Source organism: Serinibacter arcticus, from assembly GCF_004786095.1.
In the GTDB taxonomy this organism is placed as follows: Bacteria; Actinomycetota; Actinomycetes; order Actinomycetales; family Beutenbergiaceae; genus Litorihabitans; species Litorihabitans arcticus.
In genome coordinates this window covers 468,231-488,949 of the sequence record NZ_RHPJ01000001.1, presented here as the reverse complement: position 1 = coordinate 488,949, position 20,719 = coordinate 468,231, and the positions used below count along the sequence as shown (strand labels likewise).

Annotated in this window: 17 protein-coding genes; 12 read left to right on the top strand and 5 right to left on the bottom strand. The window is 73.4% G+C overall.

Annotation, left to right across the window (positions count from 1 at the left end):
- From SERN_RS02265 to SERN_RS02250, 4 genes are all read left to right on the top strand, one after another.
- Positions 1-708 (top strand): LuxR C-terminal-related transcriptional regulator, encoded by a 708-nt coding sequence (locus tag SERN_RS02265; protein ID WP_135848488.1) that lies wholly within the window; start codon positions 1-3, stop codon positions 706-708.
- Between the two features lie 105 nt (positions 709-813).
- A complete protein-coding gene (locus SERN_RS02260; protein WP_135848487.1) occupies positions 814-2,061 on the top strand; it encodes an S-layer homology domain-containing protein in 1,248 nt (415 codons plus the stop codon).
- Positions 2,061-3,386 (top strand): S-layer homology domain-containing protein, encoded by a 1,326-nt coding sequence (locus SERN_RS02255; protein ID WP_135848486.1) that lies wholly within the window; start codon positions 2,061-2,063, stop codon positions 3,384-3,386. Before SERN_RS02260 ends, SERN_RS02255 begins: the two co-directional genes overlap by 1 nt.
- 132 nt (positions 3,387-3,518) lie before the next feature.
- Positions 3,519-5,825, top strand: coding sequence for a polysaccharide pyruvyl transferase family protein (locus tag SERN_RS02250; RefSeq protein WP_135848485.1), 2,307 nt, complete (start codon positions 3,519-3,521; stop codon positions 5,823-5,825).
- Between the two features lie 32 nt (positions 5,826-5,857).
- On the opposite strand, the gene SERN_RS02245 is transcribed toward SERN_RS02250, so the two are convergent.
- The 4 genes from SERN_RS02245 to SERN_RS02230 all read right to left on the bottom strand — a co-directional run bounded on the left by SERN_RS02245 (position 5,858) and on the right by SERN_RS02230 (position 10,118).
- The gene (locus tag SERN_RS02245) at positions 5,858-7,018 is read right to left on the bottom strand and encodes an ABC transporter permease (protein ID WP_135848484.1); all 1,161 of its coding nucleotides are present in this window, start codon (positions 7,016-7,018) and stop codon (positions 5,858-5,860) included.
- Entirely contained in the window at positions 7,015-7,953 is a 939-nt protein-coding gene (locus SERN_RS02240; protein ID WP_135848483.1) for an ABC transporter ATP-binding protein, read from the bottom strand. Before SERN_RS02240 ends, SERN_RS02245 begins: the two co-directional genes overlap by 4 nt.
- 138 nt (positions 7,954-8,091) lie before the next feature.
- A complete protein-coding gene (locus SERN_RS02235) occupies positions 8,092-8,796 on the bottom strand; it encodes a response regulator (protein WP_135848482.1) in 705 nt (234 codons plus the stop codon).
- A complete protein-coding gene (locus SERN_RS02230) occupies positions 8,793-10,118 on the bottom strand; it encodes a sensor histidine kinase (protein WP_135848481.1) in 1,326 nt (441 codons plus the stop codon). The genes SERN_RS02235 and SERN_RS02230 overlap by 4 nt, the downstream gene beginning before the upstream one ends.
- A 102-nt stretch (positions 10,119-10,220) precedes the next feature.
- Here SERN_RS02230 and SERN_RS02225 point away from each other — a divergent pair, with 102 nt between their 5' ends.
- The 5 genes from SERN_RS02225 to SERN_RS02205 all read left to right on the top strand — a co-directional run bounded on the left by SERN_RS02225 (position 10,221) and on the right by SERN_RS02205 (position 17,151).
- Entirely contained in the window at positions 10,221-12,872 is a 2,652-nt protein-coding gene (locus SERN_RS02225) for a UvrD-helicase domain-containing protein (protein ID WP_135848480.1), read from the top strand.
- Positions 12,873-12,922: 50 nt separating this feature from the next.
- The gene (locus tag SERN_RS02220; protein WP_135848479.1) at positions 12,923-13,312 is read left to right on the top strand and encodes a hypothetical protein; all 390 of its coding nucleotides are present in this window, start codon (positions 12,923-12,925) and stop codon (positions 13,310-13,312) included.
- A gap of 140 nt (positions 13,313-13,452) precedes the next feature.
- Positions 13,453-14,622: an ADP-forming succinate--CoA ligase subunit beta gene (sucC, locus tag SERN_RS02215; protein WP_135848478.1), complete on the top strand. Its 1,170-nt coding sequence runs from the start codon at positions 13,453-13,455 to the stop codon at positions 14,620-14,622.
- Positions 14,623-14,660: 38 nt separating this feature from the next.
- Complete coding sequence (gene sucD / locus SERN_RS02210; protein WP_135848477.1) at positions 14,661-15,551, top strand: succinate--CoA ligase subunit alpha; 891 nt, start codon at positions 14,661-14,663, stop codon at positions 15,549-15,551.
- A 100-nt stretch (positions 15,552-15,651) separates the two neighbouring features.
- Positions 15,652-17,151 carry a cell division protein PerM gene (locus tag SERN_RS02205; protein ID WP_135848476.1) on the top strand — a complete coding sequence of 500 codons (1,500 nt, stop codon included), beginning with the start codon at positions 15,652-15,654 and terminating at the stop codon, positions 17,149-17,151.
- Here the strand turns inward: SERN_RS02205 and SERN_RS02200 are convergent.
- The gene (locus SERN_RS02200) at positions 17,138-17,854 is read right to left on the bottom strand and encodes a hypothetical protein (RefSeq protein WP_135848475.1); all 717 of its coding nucleotides are present in this window, start codon (positions 17,852-17,854) and stop codon (positions 17,138-17,140) included. The two genes, SERN_RS02205 and SERN_RS02200, sit on opposite strands and share 14 nt — an antisense overlap.
- A 134-nt stretch (positions 17,855-17,988) precedes the next feature.
- Here SERN_RS02200 and purN point away from each other — a divergent pair, with 134 nt between their 5' ends.
- From purN to SERN_RS02185, 3 genes are all read left to right on the top strand, one after another.
- Positions 17,989-18,627 (top strand): phosphoribosylglycinamide formyltransferase, encoded by a 639-nt coding sequence (gene purN / locus SERN_RS02195; protein ID WP_233251410.1) that lies wholly within the window; start codon positions 17,989-17,991, stop codon positions 18,625-18,627.
- Between the two features lie 158 nt (positions 18,628-18,785).
- The gene (gene purH, locus SERN_RS02190) at positions 18,786-20,441 is read left to right on the top strand and encodes a bifunctional phosphoribosylaminoimidazolecarboxamide formyltransferase/IMP cyclohydrolase (RefSeq protein WP_135848473.1); all 1,656 of its coding nucleotides are present in this window, start codon (positions 18,786-18,788) and stop codon (positions 20,439-20,441) included.
- 25 nt (positions 20,442-20,466) lie between these two features.
- Positions 20,467-20,718: a DUF3017 domain-containing protein gene (locus tag SERN_RS02185; RefSeq protein ID WP_135848472.1), complete on the top strand. Its 252-nt coding sequence runs from the start codon at positions 20,467-20,469 to the stop codon at positions 20,716-20,718.
- The last annotated feature ends 1 nt before the right edge of the window (position 20,719 follow it).

Genomic DNA, 20,719 nt, shown 5'->3' with positions numbered 1-20,719 from the left:
ATGAGCGAGAACAACCGGACGGCAGCGGCGGCAGGGGAGCCCGGCGAGCCCGTGCGGGTCGTGCTGGTGGACGACCACGACATGTTCCGGACGGGGGTGCGCGCGTCCCTGGACGCGCGGATCGACGTCGTCGGCGAGGCGGCGGACGTGCCGAGCGCCGTCGCCGTCGTCCGGCGGGAGCGGCCCGCCGTCGTCCTCCTGGACGTGCACCTGCCCGGGGGCGCCGGCGGCGGGGGCGCGGAGGTGGCGAGGCAGTGCGCCGACCTGGCGCCCGGCGTGCGGTTCCTCGCCCTGTCGGTGAGCGATGCCGCGGAGGACGTCGTCGGCGTCATCCGCGCCGGCGCGCGCGGCTACGTCACGAAGTCCATCAGCCCCGAGGCGCTGTGCGACGCCGTGGTGCGGGTGGCCGGGGGCGACGCCGTCTTCTCGCCTCGGCTGGCGGGCTTCGTGCTCGACGCGTTCGGTGCCGTCGGGGCCGCGGGCGCGGCCGAGCAGGCCGCCGACGACGACGAGATGGACCGTCTGACCGCGCGCGAGCGCGAGGTGATGCGACTGATCGCGCGCGGCCGCTCCTACCGCGAGGTCGCCGGGGAGCTGTTCATCTCGATCAAGACGGTCGAGACCCACGTCTCGGCGGTGCTGCGCAAGCTGCAGCTGTCCTCCCGGCACGAGCTCACCCGGTGGGCGGCGGCGCGGCGGCTGCTCTGACGCGTCCGACACCGGCGCCGCGCCCTCGACGCGCGCACCGTTCGACGGACCGCTAGGGTCGCGGCATCGGCTGCGGTGCTGCGGCCTCATCGAGAAGGAACCGCCGTGCGCAGAGTGCTCTCCGTCATCGTCGTGGCGCTGCTCGCCGCCTGCATCGGGATCGCTCCCGCGATGGCTGCGCCGGGCACACGTCTGACGGTCGTCCTGGCGGATCCGGATGCTGGACGGGCCTTCGTCAACGTCTCCGGGGTCGGTGAGGTCGAGGGATACCGCAGCTCTGCCGTGATCGCGCAGGGCGCGCGCGAGCCTGCGGTGTTCCTCGGTCTGCAGCCGGGCCGGTACAGCGTCCAGGTGTCGTTCGACGACCGTCCGACCGTCTGGGTGGCGCCCGACGGTCGGTCCCTTCCCCGAACGACGGCACCGCCACCCCTGGTGGAGGTCGGCACGAGCCCGGTCTCGGTCGGCCCGGTCACGGTCCCGGCCGGTGCGGGGTTGACGGGCCGTCTGGTCGACTCCGCAGGAGCTCCCGTCCAGGCCATGAACGTCTACGCAACGGCTCAGGACCTCAGCCAGCCGACCCGCATCACATCGGGCACGAGCGGCGCCTTCGGGCTGAGCGGACTCGCGGAGACGGGATACACGGTCGAGGCCGATGTGATCGGGCAGCGGTACCGCCTGGTCGAGGGGCCGCACGGGCTCGTGATGAGTCGCACGGGCGACCCGTTCGCCCCCGGTCTCGCCCTGGGGTCGACCACCGACCTCGGTGATGTGATCGTCCGGGACGTGTTCGCCGACGTCCGTGCCACGAATCAGTTCTCGACGGAGATCGCTTGGGCGCGCGAAGGGGGCATCGTCAACGGTTACGACGACGGGTCCTTCCGCCCCCGGGCACCCGTGAACCGCGACGCGATGGCGGCGTTCCTCTACCGGATGGCGGGGCGACCGTTCTTCGATCCCCCTGCTGTCTCACCGTTCGTCGACGTGCCTCCCTCCGCGGCCTTCTACCGCGAGATCACGTGGCTCGCGTCGACCGGGATCAGCACCGGCTGGCCGGACGGCACCTTTCGTCCGCTGCAGCCGGTGGCCCGTGACGCCATGTCGGCCTTCCTGTTCCGCTACGTGAGCGTCGCGGGCCACTGGCGAGGCACGTCGCAGTCGACGACCGCGGGGTTCCAGGCACCGTCGACGAGCCCGTTCACCGATCTGACGACCTCGACACCGTTCTTCAGGGAGATGGCCTGGATGTCCTACCGTTCGGTGTCCACCGGCTACCCGGACGGCTCTTTCCGACCGTCGGATCCCGTGCAGCGCGACGCCGTCGCCGCCTTCCTCCACCGCTCGAGAGGCTTCTGATGTCCCCGACCGGGCGCCCCCGCGCCACCTCCCTCACGGCACGGGCCCGCCGCGGGACGACCGCCGCTCTCGCCGCGCTCGCCTGTGCCGCGCTCGTCGTCGTCAGCGCCCCCGCTCCGAGCTCCGCCGAGGCCGTCGGGTCGACGACGAGGCTCACCGTGGTCCTGGACGGACCCGCGGCCGATCTTCTCCTGCTCCAGGTGACGCCGGTCGGGCCGGCGGGAGGGCCGACCCGGCACGGCATGGTCATCCACCGCGACAGGCAGTCTCACGCGATCACGCAGCTCTCCCCGGGCCCGCACACCGTCGCGCTCAACCAGGACCGGAGGACGAACCTCTACCCGTCGGGCTGGCTCGACGACGCCGGGCGGTGGGTGAGCAACGAGTCCGGAACGGCCCCCGTGGTCACGATCGGATCCAGCTGGCGGGAGCTCGGCCCGGTTTCGATGCCTCTCGGCGGGACGATCACGGGACGGCTCGTCGACTCCGCCGGGGCGGACGTCACTCTCCTCGGCGCCTCGGCGACCCCTGCGGGGGCCTCGGCGGAACGCACCGGCAGTGGTGACGGCTCCGCCCGGCTCCTGGTGCCGGGACTCTCCTCGACGACCTACGGCCTGCGCGTCGAGACGTTCCTCGGCGAGCACGTGTTGATCGACACCCCTGCCGGACCGGCGCTCGCGACCGAGGGGGCCCTGATGCCCGTGTCCGCGCGGCTGGGCACGACGACCGCGCTGGGTGCCATCGTGGTTCCGGACGTCTTCACCGACGTGCTCGCCTCGAACCAGTTCGCACGAGAGATCGCGTGGGTCAAGGACCGAGGGGTCGCCACCGGCTTCCCCGACGGCCGGTTCGCGCCGCTGCAGAGCGTCAACCGTGACGCGATGGCCGCGTTCCTCTACCGTCTCGCCGGCGAACCGCCGTTCACCGCGCCCGAGGCCTCACCCTTCGCCGACGTCCCCGTCGGCACCCAGTTCTACAAGGAGATCACCTGGTTGGCCGACTCCGGGATCTCGACGGGGTGGCTGGACGGCACCTTCCGACCGCTCGAACCCGTGGGCCGGGACGCGATGGCGGCCTTCCTCTACCGCTACGTCGACGCCTTCGGCCGGTGGGCTGACACGCCACGGTCCAGCACCACGCGTTTCGTAACACCGGTGGCATCGAGGTTCCCCGACGTGTCCACCACGTCGCCGTTCCACCGCGAGATCTCCTGGATGGCCGCCGAGTACCTCACGAACGGCTTCGGCGACGGCACGTTCCGCCCCCTCCAGCCCGTCAACCGGGACGCGATGGCAGCCTTCCTGATGCGGGTCTGGGGGAGGTGACGCGCGAGGAGACCCTCGGGGCGTCCCACGCCGTCGTGCGCGACGCTCGCAGGCCGCGCCAGGCCCTCGCGCCGAGCCGCGCCGGGGGGTCTCACCGGGCGCTCACGATTTCCTGACGGTAGGGTCGGGCCCATGCGTGTTGCGGTCCTCGGCGACGTCGGTCAGCTCGTGTACCACGTCGGCGACGAAGCGATGGTGCACGCTCTCAACCACGCCCTGACCTCCCGCGGGCACACCACCGTGATCCTGACCAGGGACGAGGCGGACACCCGCGCCCGGTTCGGCGGCGACGTCGCCACGGCGCCCACCCCCGTCTTCCCCTGGGCCCCCGCCGAGCGCGAGGCCTACCTCGCCTCGATCCAGAACCTCCTCGCCGGTCGCGAGCACGACCTCACCGACGACGACCCCGTCCACGCCCTGCGCGCGACCCTGCGGACGTGCGACGCCCTCGTCGTCGCCGGCGGCGGCAACATGAACTCGCGCTACGGCTGGCTGATGTACGAGCGCATGGCCGCCCTCGCGATCGCGCGCTCCCTCGACCTGCCGACGCTCGTCACGGGACAGACGGTCGGGCCAGCCCTGACGAGGCCGGACGTGCGCACCCTGGTGGACGGACTGTCCGGGACCCTCGCCGTGGGGGCCCGCGAGGACGCCACGCAACGACTCCTGGAGCGGCTGCTGCCCGACGGTCTCGTGCACCGCGTGCTCGACGACGCCGCCTTCCTCGGCGACGTCCCGGTGCCCACGGGCGTCGCGCCGTCGCCGTCCGCCCCCGAGTCCTCGGCGGGTGCCGTCGTCGTCACGATCGCGCACGGCAGCCTCGGAGTCGACGACGCCGCGCTGCCCCGCCTCGTGCGGGCGCTGGACGACCTCGCCGAGCGCTCCGGGGCCCCGATCCACCTCGTGCCCCACATGGCCGTGCCCGGCACGCGGCACGTGGACATCGAGATCCACGACCGGATCGCCGCGGCGCTCGCCGCCCCGGCGGTCTCGCTCGACGTCGAGCACGCGCTCGTCGCGGCGCGACGGGCGCGCGAGGCCGCGATCGTCGTCACGACGCGCTACCACCCCGCGGTGTTCGCGGCCGAGGGCGGCGTGCCGGCGCTGGCGATCGCCGCCGACGACTACTCCCGCGTCCGCCTCGCGGGTGCGCTCGGCTCCTGGGGGCTCGACGGCGCCGTCCTTCCGCTGGCCGACGTCGAGGTCGTCCCCGACCTCCTGTCGCGGCGGCTCCTGGCGCTGTGGGAGGGCCGGGACCGTGTCGCGGGCGCGCTCGCCGCGGCCGCGCCCGCCCTCGCCGCGCACGCGTCGGCCTTCTGGGACACGGCGAGCGACGCCGTGGCGACGGGTCGGATCTCGGGCGACGCGAGGACGAGCAGCCACCTTCCCGAGGTCGCCCGCGTCGTCGCGCCGGGCGCCGAGGTGGACGTCACGTCGCCGTCGACGCCGGTGGTCAGCGTCGTCGTGCGGACCAAGGACCGCCCCACGATGCTCGCCAGAGCGCTGGACGACATCGCCGGCCAGACGTTCTCGTCGCTCGAGGTCGTCGTCGTCAACGACGCCGGCGATGCGGCCGAGGTCGACGCCGTCGTGGCACAGGTCGTCGGGCTGGAGGACCGGGTTCGCGTGCTGCACCGCATCGTGTCCACCGGGATGGAGGCCGCGTCCAACGCCGGCGTCGAGCTGGCCCGCGGCGAGATGCTCGCGATCCACGACGACGACGACACCTGGGACCCGGCCTTCCTCGCCAGGTCCGTCGCTCACCTCCGCCACCACCCGACCGACCGTGCCGTCGCCGCCCGGACGGCGATCGTGTGGGAGAGGTCGGTCGACGGCGTCGAGCGGCTCGTGGAGGAGGGGCGCGAGATCTTCGAGCCCCACGTCCGCCTCGTCACGGTGCTCGACCTGATGCGCTACAACCGCATGGTGCCGATCAGCCTGCTGCTGCGGCGGTCGGTGCTGGAGGAGATCGGCAAGTTCGACGAGTCGCTGTCGGTGGTCGGGGACTGGGAGTTCAACCTCCGCCTGGCGACCCTGGGCCCGGTGACCGTGATGCCCGGCGAACCGCTCGCGTTCTGGCACCAGCGCCGCGCGGCCACGGACGAGCTGGGCAACAGCGTCATCGTCGACGCCGACGCCCACCTCGACGTCGACCTCCGGCTGCGCGACGAGCGTCTTCGCCGGCACGTCGCCGAACGCGGCGACGGCGACCTGATGTACCTGACGCGGTTCATGCACGAGCGGCACGAGGAGCTCGCCGGGCACGTGCTCGCCGTCGAGCAGCGGATCGTCGACCTGGAGAACCGCCTCGGTCGGGCGCTCGAGGCCATCGGCCACGAGACGCGCGAGGCGGGCGTGGTCGGCCTCGCCCGACGGAAGTACTGGGCCGCTCGGCACCGCCTGCGCGGCGGACGCGGCAAGGGCGCCGACCTCGACTGAGATCGGCGCCCTCGGCGTCGGTGCGTCCGGGGTCAGGAACCCCGCAGCGCCTCGCGCAGCGAGACCCGCGAACCCATCTTGAGCAGCGAGTTCGTGTAGATCTTGCTGGCCAGGGCGATCACCGCGAGCGTTGAGACCACGAGCAGCCCCAGCGACAGCAGCGGCTCCCACCAGGCGGCCTCGCCGAAGAACAGTCGCAGCGGCATCGCGACCGGGGCGCTGAACGGCACGTAGGACAGGATCGTCATCACCAGGGTGTTGTCGGCGAAGAAGACCACCCCGAAGTACGGCAGCATGATCAGCATCATGGCTGGGCTCATGATGGCGCCGGTGTCCTCCTGCCGCGAGACCATCGACGCACCGCCGGCGAAGATGCTGGCGACCAGCACGAAGCCGAACAGGAAGAACACCACGAACCAGATCAGCGGCGCCGAGAGCATGTCCAGCAGCGCCCCCTGACCGGTCAGGGCCAGACCGAGGGCGGCGACCGCCGCCATCGCCGCGGCGTTCCCGACACCGATGACGCTGTTGCCCAGGATCTTGCCGGCCATGAGCGCCCGGGCGGGGACCGCGGCCAGGAGGATCTCCACGACGCGGGACTGCTTCTCCTGCACCGTGTTCTGCACGATCATCGCGCCGGAGCCGAGGGCGACGACCATGAAGACCAGGCCGAAGGCGATCCCGATGAGCGCGCGCAGGCCGTCGGAGGTCGGCTTCGGCTCGAGCAGCTCGACGGCGGGGGCGACCGACAGAGCCTGGACCACGTCGGACGGAGCCTCGTCCAGCGCGAGGACGGCGATCCCCGAGGGTGAGGCGGAGTCCTCCACCACGGCGGCGTCGACGTCGCCCGAGCGCACGAGCGCCTCGGCCTCTGCGCGATCGGCGACGGCGACGCCCTCGAGCGTCTCCACGCCGTCGACCACCTCGCTCGCACCCGGCAGGACCGCCACGCGGGCGGGCTCGGGCTCGTCGGTGGCGCTGCCGCCGACGAGGCTCGAGACGATGATGCCGCCGAGGATCAGCACGAGCGTGATGATGCTGGAGATGATGAACGACTTCGTGCGGATCTGGCTGGAGATCTCGCGCTCGGCGACCAGGAGGGTCGCGTTCCAGGCGCTCACCGGCGCGCCGGGTCGGCGGCCGGTCCTCGGGGCGGCGGGGGTCCGTCGGTCCTGCTGCGTCGGCGTGCTCATGCCGCCTCCTCCTTCGTGCTCGGGGTGGTGGGTTCGTCGTCGCTGCGGGGGACGTCCACGACGATGTCGCGGAAGATCTCGCCCAGCGTGGGCCGCACTGGCCGGAAGGACGTGACCTCGCCGCGCGCGACGGCGTCGCGCAGCACCTGCTGGGCGACCGCCTCGTCGGCGTGGAAGACGGTGGTGTCGCCGGCCAGCTCCTCGACGCGGACGCCGGGGACGCCCCGCACCCACCCGGTGTCGGTGCGGGCCTCGAGCTCCCAGCGCGCGCTGCTGTGCGCGGTCCGCAGCTCCTCGCGGGTGCCGGTGGCGCGGATGGCGCCGCCGGCGATGATCACGAGGTCGTCGCACAGCCGCTCGACGACCTCGAGCTGGTGGGAGGAGAACAGCACGGGGATGCCGCGTGCGGCGTGCTCACCGATGACGGTGACGACCTCGTCCACCGCGAGCGGGTCGAGGCCGGAGAACGGCTCGTCCATGATCAGGACGTCGGGTTCGTGCACGAGCGCGGCCGCGACCTGCACGCGCTGCTGGTTGCCGAGCGACAGCGACTCCAGCTTGTCCTTGCGTCGCGGTCCGAGACCGAGTCGCTCGAGCAGGTCGTCGGCGCGCCGGGTGGCGCCCTGCTTGTCGATGCCGTGCAGCCGCGCGAGGTAGGTCAGCTGCTCGTTGATCTCCATCTTCGGGTAGAGGCCGCGCTCCTCGGGCATGTAGCCGAAGCTGCGCAGGGCGTCGCCGTCGATGGGTCGGCCGTCCAGCGACACCTCGCCCGAGCTCGCGTTCAGCACCCCGAGGATGATCCGCATGGTCGTGGTCTTGCCGGCGCCGTTGCCGCCGACGAAGCCCGTCAGCCGGCCGCGCGCGACGTCGAAGGAGACGTCCTGCAGCACCTGGCGGCTGCCGAAGCTCTTGGTGATGCCTGTGAGGCTGATCATCGGGTGTCCTCCCGCTCGTCGTTGCCTCCACGCTAGGAGAGCGGCGACGGCGGCGCCTCAGCCGTGCGGGCGATCCTGCGGCTCCGCCTCGTGGGGGAGAGGGGCGGTCGGCGCGGTCGGTCGCGTCAGCCGCGGGACTCAGCCGAGGTCGACCAGGCCGTGGCGGTAGGCGAACGCGACCGCCTGCACCCGGTCGCGCAGCGCGAGCTTCATCAGCACGTTGGAGACGTGGGTCTTCACGGTCGCGCGGCCGACGAACAGCTGCGCGGCGATCTCGTCGTTGGACAGGCCCTGCGCCAGGAGTGCGAGCACCTCGACCTCGCGCTCGGTGAGCGAGGCGACGGCGGCGGCGCTCGCGGGGTCACCGATCGACGGCGATGCGTGCGCCGGGGCGTCGACGGCGCCGTTCCCGCCCGCGACCGCGCGCTCGATGACGGCGCGCGTCACCTCGGGCGAGAGCAGCGAGTCGCCCGCGGCGATGGCACGGATGCCGTCGGCGAGCTGCTCGGGTCGCGAGTTCTTCAGCAGGAACCCGCTGGCGCCCGCCGTGAGGGCCGCGAGCAGGTAGTCCTCGCGCTCGAACGTGGTCAGCACGAGCACGCGCGCGGACACGTCGGGGTCCGCGACCAGCCGTCGCGTCGCCTCGAGCCCGCCGATCCCCGGCATCTCCACGTCCATGCAGACGACGTCGGGGCGCTCGCGGCGCACGACCTCGATCGCCTCCTCGCCGCTCCCGGCCTGCCCGACGACGTCGATGTCGCCCTGCAGCTGCAGGATCGTCCGGATGCCCTCGCGCATCAGGGCGTGGTCGTCGACCAGGACGATGCGGACGGGTGCGGTCATCGGGTGCTCTCCAGGGTGGGGACCGAGGTCGGGGTGGCGGCGGGGGGTGGCGTCGTGGCAGCGGGCAGCGGGACCGTCGCGCGCACGAGGAACCCGCCGGCGAGCCGGGGCTGCGCGACGAGGGTCCCGGCGAGCGCCTTGACGCGTTCGTGCATGCCGAGCAGGCCGAGCCCGGCGCCTGTGGCCCGCGTGGGGCGGCCCGCGCCGTCGTCGGCCACCTCCAGCTCGACGCTGCCGTCGTGGTGGCGCAGCCGGACCGACACCGTCGCCCCGGTGCCGGCGTGCTTGAGCACGTTCGTCAGGGACTCCTGCGTGATGCGGTAGAGGTTCAGCGAGACGAGCGGTGGCAGGGGCTGCGGCTCGCCGATCCGCTGCACGTCGATCGCGAGGCCGGCCGTGCGCGACTCCGCGACGAGGTCGTCGAGGTCGTCGATCCCCGGGGCGGAGTCGGGGTCGACGGCCTCGTCGTCCCGCAGGGTCCCGAGCAGGTTGTAGAGCTCAGCGACGGCGCCGCGCGAGGAGTCCTCGAGCGCCTCGATCTGGGTCTCGGCGGCGCGCGTGTCGTGCGCGAGCAGGGCCCGTGCGGCCGCGGCCTGCACGCCCATGAGCGAGACGTGGTGCGCGACGGCGTCGTGCAGCTCGCGCGCGATGCGCAGCCGCTCGATGGTGATCGCCTGCTGCGACAGGCGCGCGCGCTCGCGCTGCAGCTCCTGCGTCCTGGCCTCGCCGACGGCGCGCTGCCTGGCCGCGTTCCAGGCGTGGTTGCCGAACCAGTAGGCCCCGGCGAAGTAGAGGACGTTGACCATCGTCTGCTGCAGCATCAGGGCGGCCACCGGGGTCATCGCGCCGAAGCCGGCCGCGTCCTCGAGCCCGAGGTCGGCGGTGCTGGCGCGGAAGAACGAGGTCAGCAGCCAGACGAACATCACCGCGACGATGGTCAGGCGCACGACCGTGGCGCGGCGACGGTCGGGCTCCCACGCGCCGATCGTGTAGATCGCCATGAACAGGGCGATGTTGGAGACGGTCGCCTCCGCCACCGGGATCTCACCGACCGCGACGAAGGCGACGGCGGCGACGACGGCGACCACGCTGGGGTAGCGGCGTCGCCACGCCAGCGGGAGCGTCACCGCGGCGAGCACGCCCACCGCGAGCGGCAGGGGGGCGGCGCCACCCGCCTCGCCGTACATGCCGAACGCGCGGCCCAGCACGAGGGAGCCGATGGCGAGGGCGAGGAGCCCGACGGCGATGCCCGCGTCGGCGCGTCGCTCACCGGGCGTGGGGCCGGGGCGGCGCCACGTGAGCAGCTCGGGATCGTTGGTCACGACGACACGGTAGCCACGAGCGCCGGTGGGGCGCCTCCGTCCAGCGGTGGAGCGGTGGAGCGGTGCGTCGATGTCGGCGGTGAGATCTACGCTGGAGGGGCCATGACGACTCTCTTCGACAACCTCCTGCCCGGTCCCGGGAGCGACGGACGTGACGCGTCCTCCTCGCTCGGGGCGCTCGCCGTGACGGCCCCGGGAGCCCGGCTGCCCGGCATCGTCCCCCTGGCGCGCAGCGGGGGCAGGGGAGCAGGCGGCGCGGGGGACGGGACCGACGGCGAGAACGGCGGGCGTCCCGTCGGGGGCGGGCGCCACCTGCGGACCGGCCGCTCGGCGGAGTCGCTCCTGGAGGGGCTGAACCCGCAGCAGCGCGAGGCCGTCGAGCACACGGGCGGTCCGCTCCTCATCATCGCGGGAGCAGGTTCGGGCAAGACGCGCGTGCTGACCAACCGGATCGCCCACCTCCTCGCCACCGGTCAGGCCCGTCCGGGCGAGATCCTGGCCATCACGTTCACCAACAAGGCCGCGGCCGAGATGCGCGAACGCGTCGAGGAGCTGGTCGGCCCGCCGGCGCGGAGCATGTGGGTCTCCACGTTCCACTCGGCGTGCGTGCGCATCCTGCGCCGTGAGCACGCGGCCCTGGGGCTGCGCTCGAGCTTCTCGATCTACGACTCCGCGGACTCCCAGCGCCTGATGCAGCTGGTCTGCCGCGGTCTCGACCTCGATCCGAAGCGGTTCCCGCCGAAGGCGTTCAGCAAGCGCGTCTCCGACCTCAAGAACGAGCTCATCGACCCGGACGAGTTCGCGCGCACGGTCAGCGAGTCCAACGCCTACGAGGCGAACCTGGCTGCGGCCTACCGCGGGTACGCCGACCGCCTCCGGCAGGCGAACGCGCTCGACTTCGACGACCTGATCGCGACCACGGTGCACCTGCTGCAGGCGTTCCCGGCCGTCGCGGAGAGCTACCGCCGCCGGTTCCGCCACGTGCTGGTGGACGAGTACCAGGACACCAACCACGCCCAGTACGTGCTGGTGAAGGAGCTGGCGGGCGTCTCGACCACCGGGTGGGAGGTGCCCGAGGGGGACGCCACGCACGGTGCGCCGGAGCCGTCGGTCGTCCCGCCGGCGCAGCTGACCGTCGTCGGTGACGCCGACCAGTCGATCTACGCCTTCCGGGGCGCCACGATCCGCAACATCCTCGAGTTCGAGGAGGACTACCCGCAGGCCCGGACCATCCTGCTCGAGCAGAACTACCGCTCGACCCAGAACATCCTCACGGCCGCGAACGCCGTGATCGCCCGCAACCCGGGGCGCCGCGCCAAGAACCTGTGGACCGCCGAGGGCAGCGGTCCGAAGATCATCGGCTACGTCGCCGACTCCGACCACGAGGAGTCGCGCTTCGTCGCCGACGAGATCGACGCCCTCGGCGACTCCGACGGGGTCAAGCCGGGCGACGTCGCGGTGTTCTACCGCACCAACGCCCAGTCGAGGTCGCTCGAGGAGGTGCTGGTCCGCTCCGGCATCCCGTACAAGGTCGTCGGCGGGACGCGGTTCTACGAGCGCCGCGAGGTCAAGGACGCGATCGCCTACCTGCGTGCCATCGCCAACCCCGACGACTCCGTCAACATCCGGCGCATCCTCAACGTGCCCAAGCGCGCGATCGGGGACCGGACCGAGGGCGCCCTGGCGTGGTTCGCCGAGCGCGAGCGCATCTCGTTCGGGGCCGCCGTCGAGCGCTACGAGGAGATCGGCATGCCGGCGCGCGCCGCCGGGGCCGTCGGCGAGTTCGCCGAGCTCATGTCGGGGCTGCGCGAGCTGCTCGAGGCGGGCGGCTCGCCGGCCGAGGTGCTCGACGCCGCGCTGGACCGTTCCGGCTACCTCGCGGAGCTGCGTGCCAGCGACGACCCGCAGGACGCGACGCGGGTGGAGAACCTGGCCGAGCTGCACGCCGTCGCCGCGGAGTTCACCGCCTCCGACCCCGACGGCGACCTGGTCGACTTCCTCGAGCGCGTGGCGCTCGTGGCCGACGCCGACCAGATCCCCACCGAGGACGGCGGCGACGGCGTCGTCACCCTCATGACGGTGCACACGGCCAAGGGCCTCGAGTTCCCCGTCGTGTTCGTCACCGGTCTCGAGGACGGCACCTTCCCGCACCAGCGCTCGCTCGCCGATCCCGACCAGCTGAGCGAGGAGCGACGGTTGGCCTACGTCGCGCTGACCCGCGCCCGGCACCGGCTCTACATCACGCGCGCGGCCGTCCGCACGGCGTTCGGCGTGCCCAACGAGCTGCCGGCGTCACGCTTCATCGACGACCTCCCCACCGAGGTGCTCGAGTGGCGGCGCGAGGAGTCCTCGATGCAGACCCTGCGCGGTGGCTGGGGCGGCGGCTACGGCTCCCGCGGCGGCTACGGCTCCGGCGGCGGATCGCGCAGGAGCGACGACGGCGACTTCTCACCCGCCTACGGCAGCGGCACGCGCGGCGAGTCCGGGGGGACGGGAGCCCGGGGCGGTCGATCCGACCTGACCCGGTCCTTCGGTCCGCGGCGCACCGACGCCTCGGGTGGCGCGGGCGCCGCGAAGGCGCAGGCGGACGTGCCCACGCTCGCGGTGGGAGAGCGCGTCACGCACGACTCCTACGGTCTCGGCACCGTCGTCTCCCTCGAGGGCTCCGGCTCGAGCGCGGTGGCGAAGATCGACTTCGGCAGCGGCGGCACCAAGCGGCTGCTCCTGCGGTACTCGCCTGTCACCAAGCTCTGACGGCCCGCCTTCCAGGGCGGCCGCGCGAGCGGCAGCCCTAGGATCGACGCGTGTCCTTCCCCACCCTCGTCGGTCTCGTCCTCGGGCTCCTCGGCCTGTTCTCGCTCGCCAACGGCGCCTTCACGATCTGGCGCTCCTCGGGACGCCGCACCCGATCGGCCGTCGTGGCGGAGGTGGTGCCGCAGGCCACCTTCCAGATCCTCCACCTGGACGTCGACGACGACGGCGGCACCGTGCGCGTCCCCGCTCGACGTCCGCTCCAGCCCACGCCGGTCGAGGTCGGCCAGCGGCTCGAGGTCGTGCTCGACGGCCGCCGGAAGATCGCCTGGATCGGTCGCCCACCGCGTTCGCTGCGGGTGCTCGGCGTCGTCTCCATCGTGCTGGGGACGCTCCTGATGCTGTTCGGGGTGAGCCTCGTCGCGGCGGGCACCTCACTCTGAAGGCGCTTTCCGCGAGGCGCGCAGTGACCTGCGGCACGCCCCACGCGCCCCTCTCGCGGGCTAGGGTGGTCGCGTTGTCTCTACGTCGAGACACCTCTGCATCCCAGCGCCGAGATCCGGCGTGAAACGGAAGGACCTCTGTGGACCTGTTCGAGTACCAGGCACGTGACGTCTTCGAGAAGCACGGTGTCCCCGTGCTCGGCGGCATCGTCGCGACGACTCCCGACGAGGCACGCGCGGCGGCCGAGAAGCTGGGCGGCGGCGGCGTCGTCGTCGTCAAGGCCCAGGTCAAGACCGGAGGCCGCGGCAAGGCCGGCGGCGTCAAGGTCGCCAAGACCCCGCAGGAGGCCTACGACCACGCGGCCGCGATCCTCGGGATGGACATCAAGGGCCACACCGTCCACCGCGTGATGATCGCCGAGGGCGCCGACATCGCCGAGGAGTTCTACTTCTCCGTGCTGCTGGACCGCGCGAACCGCTCCTACCTGGCCATGGCCAGCGTCGAGGGCGGCATGGAGATCGAGATCCTCGCCGTCGAGCGCCCCGAGGCCCTCGCCCGCATCGAGGTCGACCCGACGGTCGGCATCGACGCGGCCAAGGCCGCGGAGATCGTCGCCGCCGCCGGCTTCGACGCCGACATCGCCGAGGACATCGCCGACGTCTTCACCAAGCTGTGGACGGTCTACCAGGCCGAGGACGCCACGCTGGTCGAGGTCAACCCGCTGGTCCGCACGGGCGCCGGGAAGATCGTGGCCCTGGACGGCAAGGTCTCGCTCGACGAGAACGCCTCCTTCCGCCACCCGGACCACGCCGAGCTCGAGGACGCCTCCGCGGTCGACCCGCTCGAGGCCAAGGCGGCCGAGAACGACCTCAACTACGTCAAGCTCGACGGCAGCGTCGGCATCATCGGCAACGGTGCGGGGCTCGTCATGAGCACGCTCGACGTCGTGGCCCTCGCCGGAGAGAAGCACGGCGGCGTGACGCCGGCCAACTTCCTCGACATCGGTGGCGGCGCGTCCGCGGCCGTGATGGCCGCCGGCCTCGACGTCATCCTGGGTGACGCGCAGGTCAAGAGCGTGTTCGTCAACGTCTTCGGCGGGATCACCGCGTGCGACGAGGTCGCCAACGGCATCGTGAAGGCGCTGGAGATCCTGGGCGACGAGGCGAGCAAGCCGCTGGTCGTCCGCCTGGACGGCAACAACGTCGAGGAGGGGCGCCGCATCCTCGCGGAGGCCGCCCACCCCCTCGTCACGCTCGCCGAGACCATGGACGGCGGCGCCGACAAGGCTGCCGAGCTGGCCAACGCCTGAGCCCCGCCTCCCCCTGACACAGAAGGACTGAACCAGACATGGCTATCTTCATCGACGCCGACTCGCGCGTCATCGTCCAGGGCATGACCGGCTCCGAGGGCCTCAAGCACACCACCCGGATGCTCGCCTCGGGCACCACGATCGTCGGCGGTGTGAACCCCCGCAAGGCCGGCACCTCTGTCACCTTCCCCGGCGCCGACGGCGCCGACGTCGACGTGCCCGTCTTCGGGTCCGTCGCCGAGGCCGTCGAGGCCACGCGCGCCGACGTCTCGGTCATCTTCGTCCCGCCGGCCCACACGAAGGGCGCCGTCGTCGAGGCGATCGAGGCGGGCGTGCCGCTCGTCGTCATCATCACCGAGGGCGTCCCGGTCGCCGACAGCGCGGAGTTCTTCACGTTGGCGCAGGCCAAGGGTGTGCGCCTCATCGGCCCGAACTGCCCCGGAATCATCAGCCCCGGCAAGTCCAACGTCGGCATCATCCCCGCGAACATCACGGGCCCGGGCAAGGTCGGCCTGGTGTCGAAGTCCGGCACGCTGACCTACCAGATGATGTACGAGCTGTCCGAGTACGGCTTCTCCACCGCGATCGGCATCGGCGGCGACCCGATCATCGGGACGACCCACATCGACGCCCTCGAGGCGTTCGAGGCCGACCCCGACACCGAGGTCATCGTGATGATCGGCGAGATCGGCGGCGACGCCGAGGAGCGGGCCGCCGAGTTCATCAAGGCCAACGTGACCAAGCCGGTCGTCGGCTACGTCGCCGGCTTCACCGCCCCCGAGGGCAAGACGATGGGCCACGCCGGCGCCATCGTCTCCGGCTCCGCCGGGACCGCGCAGGCCAAGAAGGAGGCCCTCGAGGCCGCCGGGGTCAAGGTCGGCACCACGCCGAGCGAGACCGCGCAGCTCGTGCGCGACCTGCTGGGCTGAGGCCCGCGCCCGGGCGCGTGCCGCCCGGTGAGATCAGACGCACCATCGACGACGGCGTGGCTCACGAGCCACGCCGTCGTCGCGTTGCACCATGGGAACGATGGCCCGTCCTCCCGCACCCCGACTCACGCCGCGACCCGTCGCGGCGCCCGCCCGCGACCGCGCCGGACGTGACGCCACGCCCGCCGACGCGCGCGACACCGACGCCTACGAGCGCTACGACGCCGCGGACGACGGGTTCGACGACGAGTCGGACGACGACGACGACGCGGGTGACACGCAGGCCCTGGCGATCCGCAGCCCCGGCGGGTCGAGCGAGTATGGCGCACCCCGGCGGTGGACCGTCCTGGAACCCGCCGCGCGGGCGCGCGAGGGGGTGCTCCGGCCCCAGCTCGTGCGGGCGCTGCGCGCCGGTCTCGAGTCCGTCATCATCTCCTGGCTTCTCGTCACGGTGCCCGTCATCGCGGCCTACGTCGCCACGGTCGCCTCGCCGACGCTGGGGGAGGCCAGCTGGCTCGACGCCGCCCGCAGCGGCAGCGCGGGCTGGCTCCTGGGACTCGGGCAGGAGATGCCCGTCGTCGCCGCGGACGGCACCGCGACGGCGGTCACCCTGGCCCCGCTCGCCCTCACCCTGCTGACCGCCGGCCTGCTCGCCGGCAGCGTCCGCCGGGCGCGGCTCACGCACCCGGCGGCGTTCCTCGTCGCGGCCCTGGCTGCCGCGGCAGCGGTCGGCGGCGCCTACTCGCTGGCCGAGGCCTCGGTCAGCGCTCGCGCGGGGATCACCACGGCCGTCGTCGTCGCCATGTCGGTCACGGTCGGTGCCTGGCGGTCGGGAGCGCTGCCGGCGCTGCCGGAGCACGCCGTCGTCACCGCGCTCGCCGACGGCGCCCGGAGCGGCCTTCGCGCGTCGCTCGCCCTCGTGGCGCTCGGCGTCGCGACGGTGCTGCTGCTCCTGCTCACCCGGGCGTCGGACGTGCTCGAGGTGCAGCGTGCGCTCGGCCCGGACGCCCTGAGCACGGTCGTGCTGGTGGTCGGTCAGCTGCTGGCGCTCCCGACGTTCGCGGTCTGGGCGTTGTCCTGGTGGCTCGGACCGGGGTTCTCGATCGGTCTCGTCGACGTCGTCCCGGCGGGTGTCACGGACGGCCCCCTGCCGGTCATCCCGATCCTGGCGGCGATCCCGGAGTCGGGCGGCGGACCCGGCGCCGCCGCCGTCGTGCTTCCCGTGCTCGTCCTGACCCTCGCCCTGACCGGGGTGGTGCGACGCACCGCCGGCGACCTCCGGCGACTGATCCTCACGCTCGCCGCGGCGACCGTGACGACGACGGCGCTCCTCACCGTGCTGGCGGGGCTCTCGGGCGGCGCCGACGGTGCGACCGTCGGACCGCTCGCGGCCGTCGGCACCTCGGCCCCGGCCGTCGCCCTCGCCGCCGGGGTGACCACCGCGCTCGCGTCGGTGCTCGCGTGGCTCCTGGTGACGGGGGCTCGACGCCTGGATCTCCCCGCGCGCTACCCGGTGCTGCGCGAGGTGGCCGCCGCGTGGCGGCGCGTGCGCGCGCGGGTCGCGACCTCGCCGCTGGGGCGCCGTCTCAGCCGCGGCTGAGGAACCCGAGGAGGTCCTCGGTGAACCGCGCCTCGCAGGCGGCCTCGGCCCCGTGCGTCAGCGCGCGGTCGCGGCACTGCTGGAGGTCCATCTGGGCGGGCCACGACACGATTGCCGCGCCGCTGGTCAGCGCGACGAACCCGCTCATCGCCAGCGACGCGATGATCAGGGGGTTCCAGATCGCTCGGGTGGTCCCGCGCGAGGACATCAGCATGCGGATCCCCACGACCACGGCCACGACGGCCAGCACGAGGGCGAGCACGGACCACGGCAGCTGGAGCGAGGAGGCGAGGACGGCGGCCGCGACCAGCAGGAGGAACCGTCCGAGCCCGCGACGCGACGATCCGCCGGCGGCCTCGCCGTCAGCTGCCGCGCCGGAGTCGTCGCCGTCCCGGTGCGGGGCGTCCTTCGGGCGCGAGGTCGGGGCGCGACGGACGGGCGTCGCGGGGCGCTGCGGGCGGCTGGACTGCACGGGGCGTGCCGGCGGGAGCTGCTGCACGCCGGGCAGCTGCTGCTGACCGGGCTGCTGGGGCTGCTGGGCGTGCTGGGTGCTCGAGGGTGCCCCGCCCGAGACCGTGCCCCGGACCTGCTGGGGCGGCGGGTAGGCCGCCGGGGCCCCGGGCTCCGTCCCGGCCGGGTCGGCCGCGGGGTCGGTCCCGTGCGTCGGCCGCGACGTCTCGTCGTGCCTGCTGTCGTCCGCCACTGGTTCCTCCGTCGTCGTGCGCCCGCGGGTGGCTCCCCGCCGTCCGGCCCCGACCATTGTGCGCGATGGGGCGGGCGGCGGACGGCCCCTGGACGGGCGCGGTGGGGATCCGTCGCCCCGACTACCCTCGCAGGGTGAACTCCCAGCGCCCCGCCCGCGTCGTCGTCCTCATCTCCGGGGGAGGGTCGAACCTCGCGGCGCTGCTGGCGGCGTCGGACGAGCCCGGCTACGGCGCGCAGGTCGTCGGCGTCGGGGCCGACCGACACTCGGCGGCCGGGCTGGCTCTCGCCGCGGAGCGGGGCATCCCGACCTTCGTCGAGCGCGTCGGCGACCACGTCGAACGCGCCGACTTCGACCGCGCGCTGACGGCCAGGGTCGCCGAGCTCGAACCCGACCTCGTCGTCTCGGCCGGCTTCCTCAAGCTCGTCGGGGCCGACTTCCTCGCGGCGTTCGCAGGCCGGTACGTCAACACGCACAACTCCCTGCTGCCGGCGTTCCCGGGCATGCAGGCGCCCGCGGACGCGCTGGCGCACGGCGTCAAGGTGGCCGGAGCCACCCTGTTCGTCGTCGACGAGGGGGTGGACGCCGGACCGATCATCGCCCAGACCGTCGTGCCCGTGCTCGACGACGACGACCTCGACACCCTCACCGAGCGGATCAAGGTCGCCGAGCGCGCACAGCTGGTCGACGTCGTCGGGCGCCTGGCCCGTGACGGCTGGCGCGTCCGGGGGCGTCGGGTCGTCATCGGGACGGCCGACGAGGCGCTCCGCTAGTCTTGCCGCGGACCGTGACTGGCGACGTCGGCCCCCTGGTGGGCGCGGCACGAGGTGGACAACCACCGGGGAGCGGTCCAGTGCTGGCCCCGACCTCACCCGCCGATCGCCTGGGCGCGTGACCTGACCGACGTCCTCGTCCCCAGGAGCACCCACCCATGACCCACGCAGCCACCCCCCGCACCACGCCCGACGTCGTCCCCGTGCGCCGCGCGCTCGTCTCGGTCTACGACAAGACCGGTCTCGTCGAGCTCGCCACGGCGCTGTCGGCGGCCGGCGTGGAGATCGTCTCGACCGGATCCACCGCCGCCACGATCGCCGCGGCCGGTGTCCCCGTCGTCGGCGTCGAGGAGGTCACGGGCTTCCCGGAGATGCTCGACGGGCGCGTCAAGACGCTGCACCCGCGCGTGCACGCCGGGATCCTCGCCGACCGCCGCCTGCCCGAGCACGTCGCCACGCTCGCCGAGCACGGCATCGAGGCCTTCGACCTCGTGGTGGTCAACCTCTACCCCTTCGCCGCGACGGTCGCCTCGGGCGCCGGGCAGGACGAGTGCGTCGAGCTCATCGACATCGGGGGACCCTCGATGGTCCGCGCCGCGGCCAAGAACCACCCCAGCGTCGCCGTCGTCGTCGACCCCCGCGCCTACGACGGCGTCGTGGCGGCCGTCACCGGCGGCGGCTTCACCCTGACGCAGCGGCGCTCGCTGGCGGCCACCGCGTTCCGCCACACAGCGAGCTACGACGTCGACGTCGCCTCCTGGATGGGCAGCGTCGTCGCTCCCGACGACGTCGTCGGCGAGGGCGACCAGCCGAGCGGCTCCAGCGCTTTTCCGAGCTGGGTGGGGGCGACCTGGGAGCGCGCCGCCGTCCTGCGCTACGGCGAGAACCCCCACCAGCGCGCGGCCCTCTACGTCGACGGGGCCGGACACCCCGGCCTCGCCCAGGCCGAGCAGCTGCACGGCAAGGAGATGAGCTTCAACAACTACGTCGACGCCGACGCCGCGTGGCGCGCCGCGTTCGACCACGACGCCGCCGCCGTCGCCGTCATCAAGCACGCCAACCCGTGCGGCATCGCGATCGGCGACACGATCGCCGCGGCGCACGCCGCGGCGCACGCGTGCGACCCGGTCTCCGCGTTCGGCGGGGTCATCGCCGCGAACCGCGAGGTCACGGCCGCGATGGCCGCCCAGGTCGCCGAGGTCTTCACCGAGGTGATCCTCGCGCCCTCCTACGAGAGCGAGGCGCTGGAGATCCTGCAGCGCAAGAAGAACATCCGCGTGCTCGTCGTGGCCCCGCCCGCGCGCGGCGGCGTGGAGATGCGGCCGGTCTCCGGCGGTGTCCTGCTGCAGCAGCGCGACGCCGTCGACGCCGTCGTCGAGGCCGGCGGCGACGACCCGTCGTCGTGGACCCTGGCCACGGGCGAGGCCGCGGACCCCGCGACCCTGCGGGACCTGGCGTTCGCGTGGCGCGCGGTGCGCGCCGTGAAGTCCAACGCGATCCTGCTCGCCTCGGGCGGCGCGTCCGTCGGCGTCGGGATGGGACAGGTCAACCGGGTGGACTCGTGCCGCCTGGCGGTCGAGCGGGCCAACGGCGTCGGCACCGAGGGGGGCGAGGGCGTCGAGCGCGCCAGGGGGGCGGTCGCGGCCTCGGACGCGTTCTTCCCGTTCGCCGACGGTGCCCAGGTCCTCATCGACGCCGGCGTGCGGGCCATCGTGCAGCCGGGCGGGTCGGTGCGCGACGCCGAGGTCGTCGCCGCGGCGGCCGCCGCGGGCGTGACGATGTACCTCACGGGGACCCGGCACTTCGCTCACTGAGCGGGCGCGCGGATAGGGTCGCCCGGTGGAGCGGATCAAGGTCAACGGCGTGCAGCTCGCGGCGCTCGGCGGGGTGCTGGCCGCGACGCTCGTCGCGCTCGTCTCGGTGCGCGGCGCGATGCAGGTGCTCTCGCTGGTGCTGCTGGCCCTCGCGGTGCTGCGGCTGGCGGGGCGTCCGGAGCGGGTGCTGGTGGCGCGCTCGAGGCTGTTCGACGTCGCGCTGCTGCTGGTGCTGAGCGGCGCGCTGGGCTACCTCTCCTTCAGCCCCGGCCTCTGAC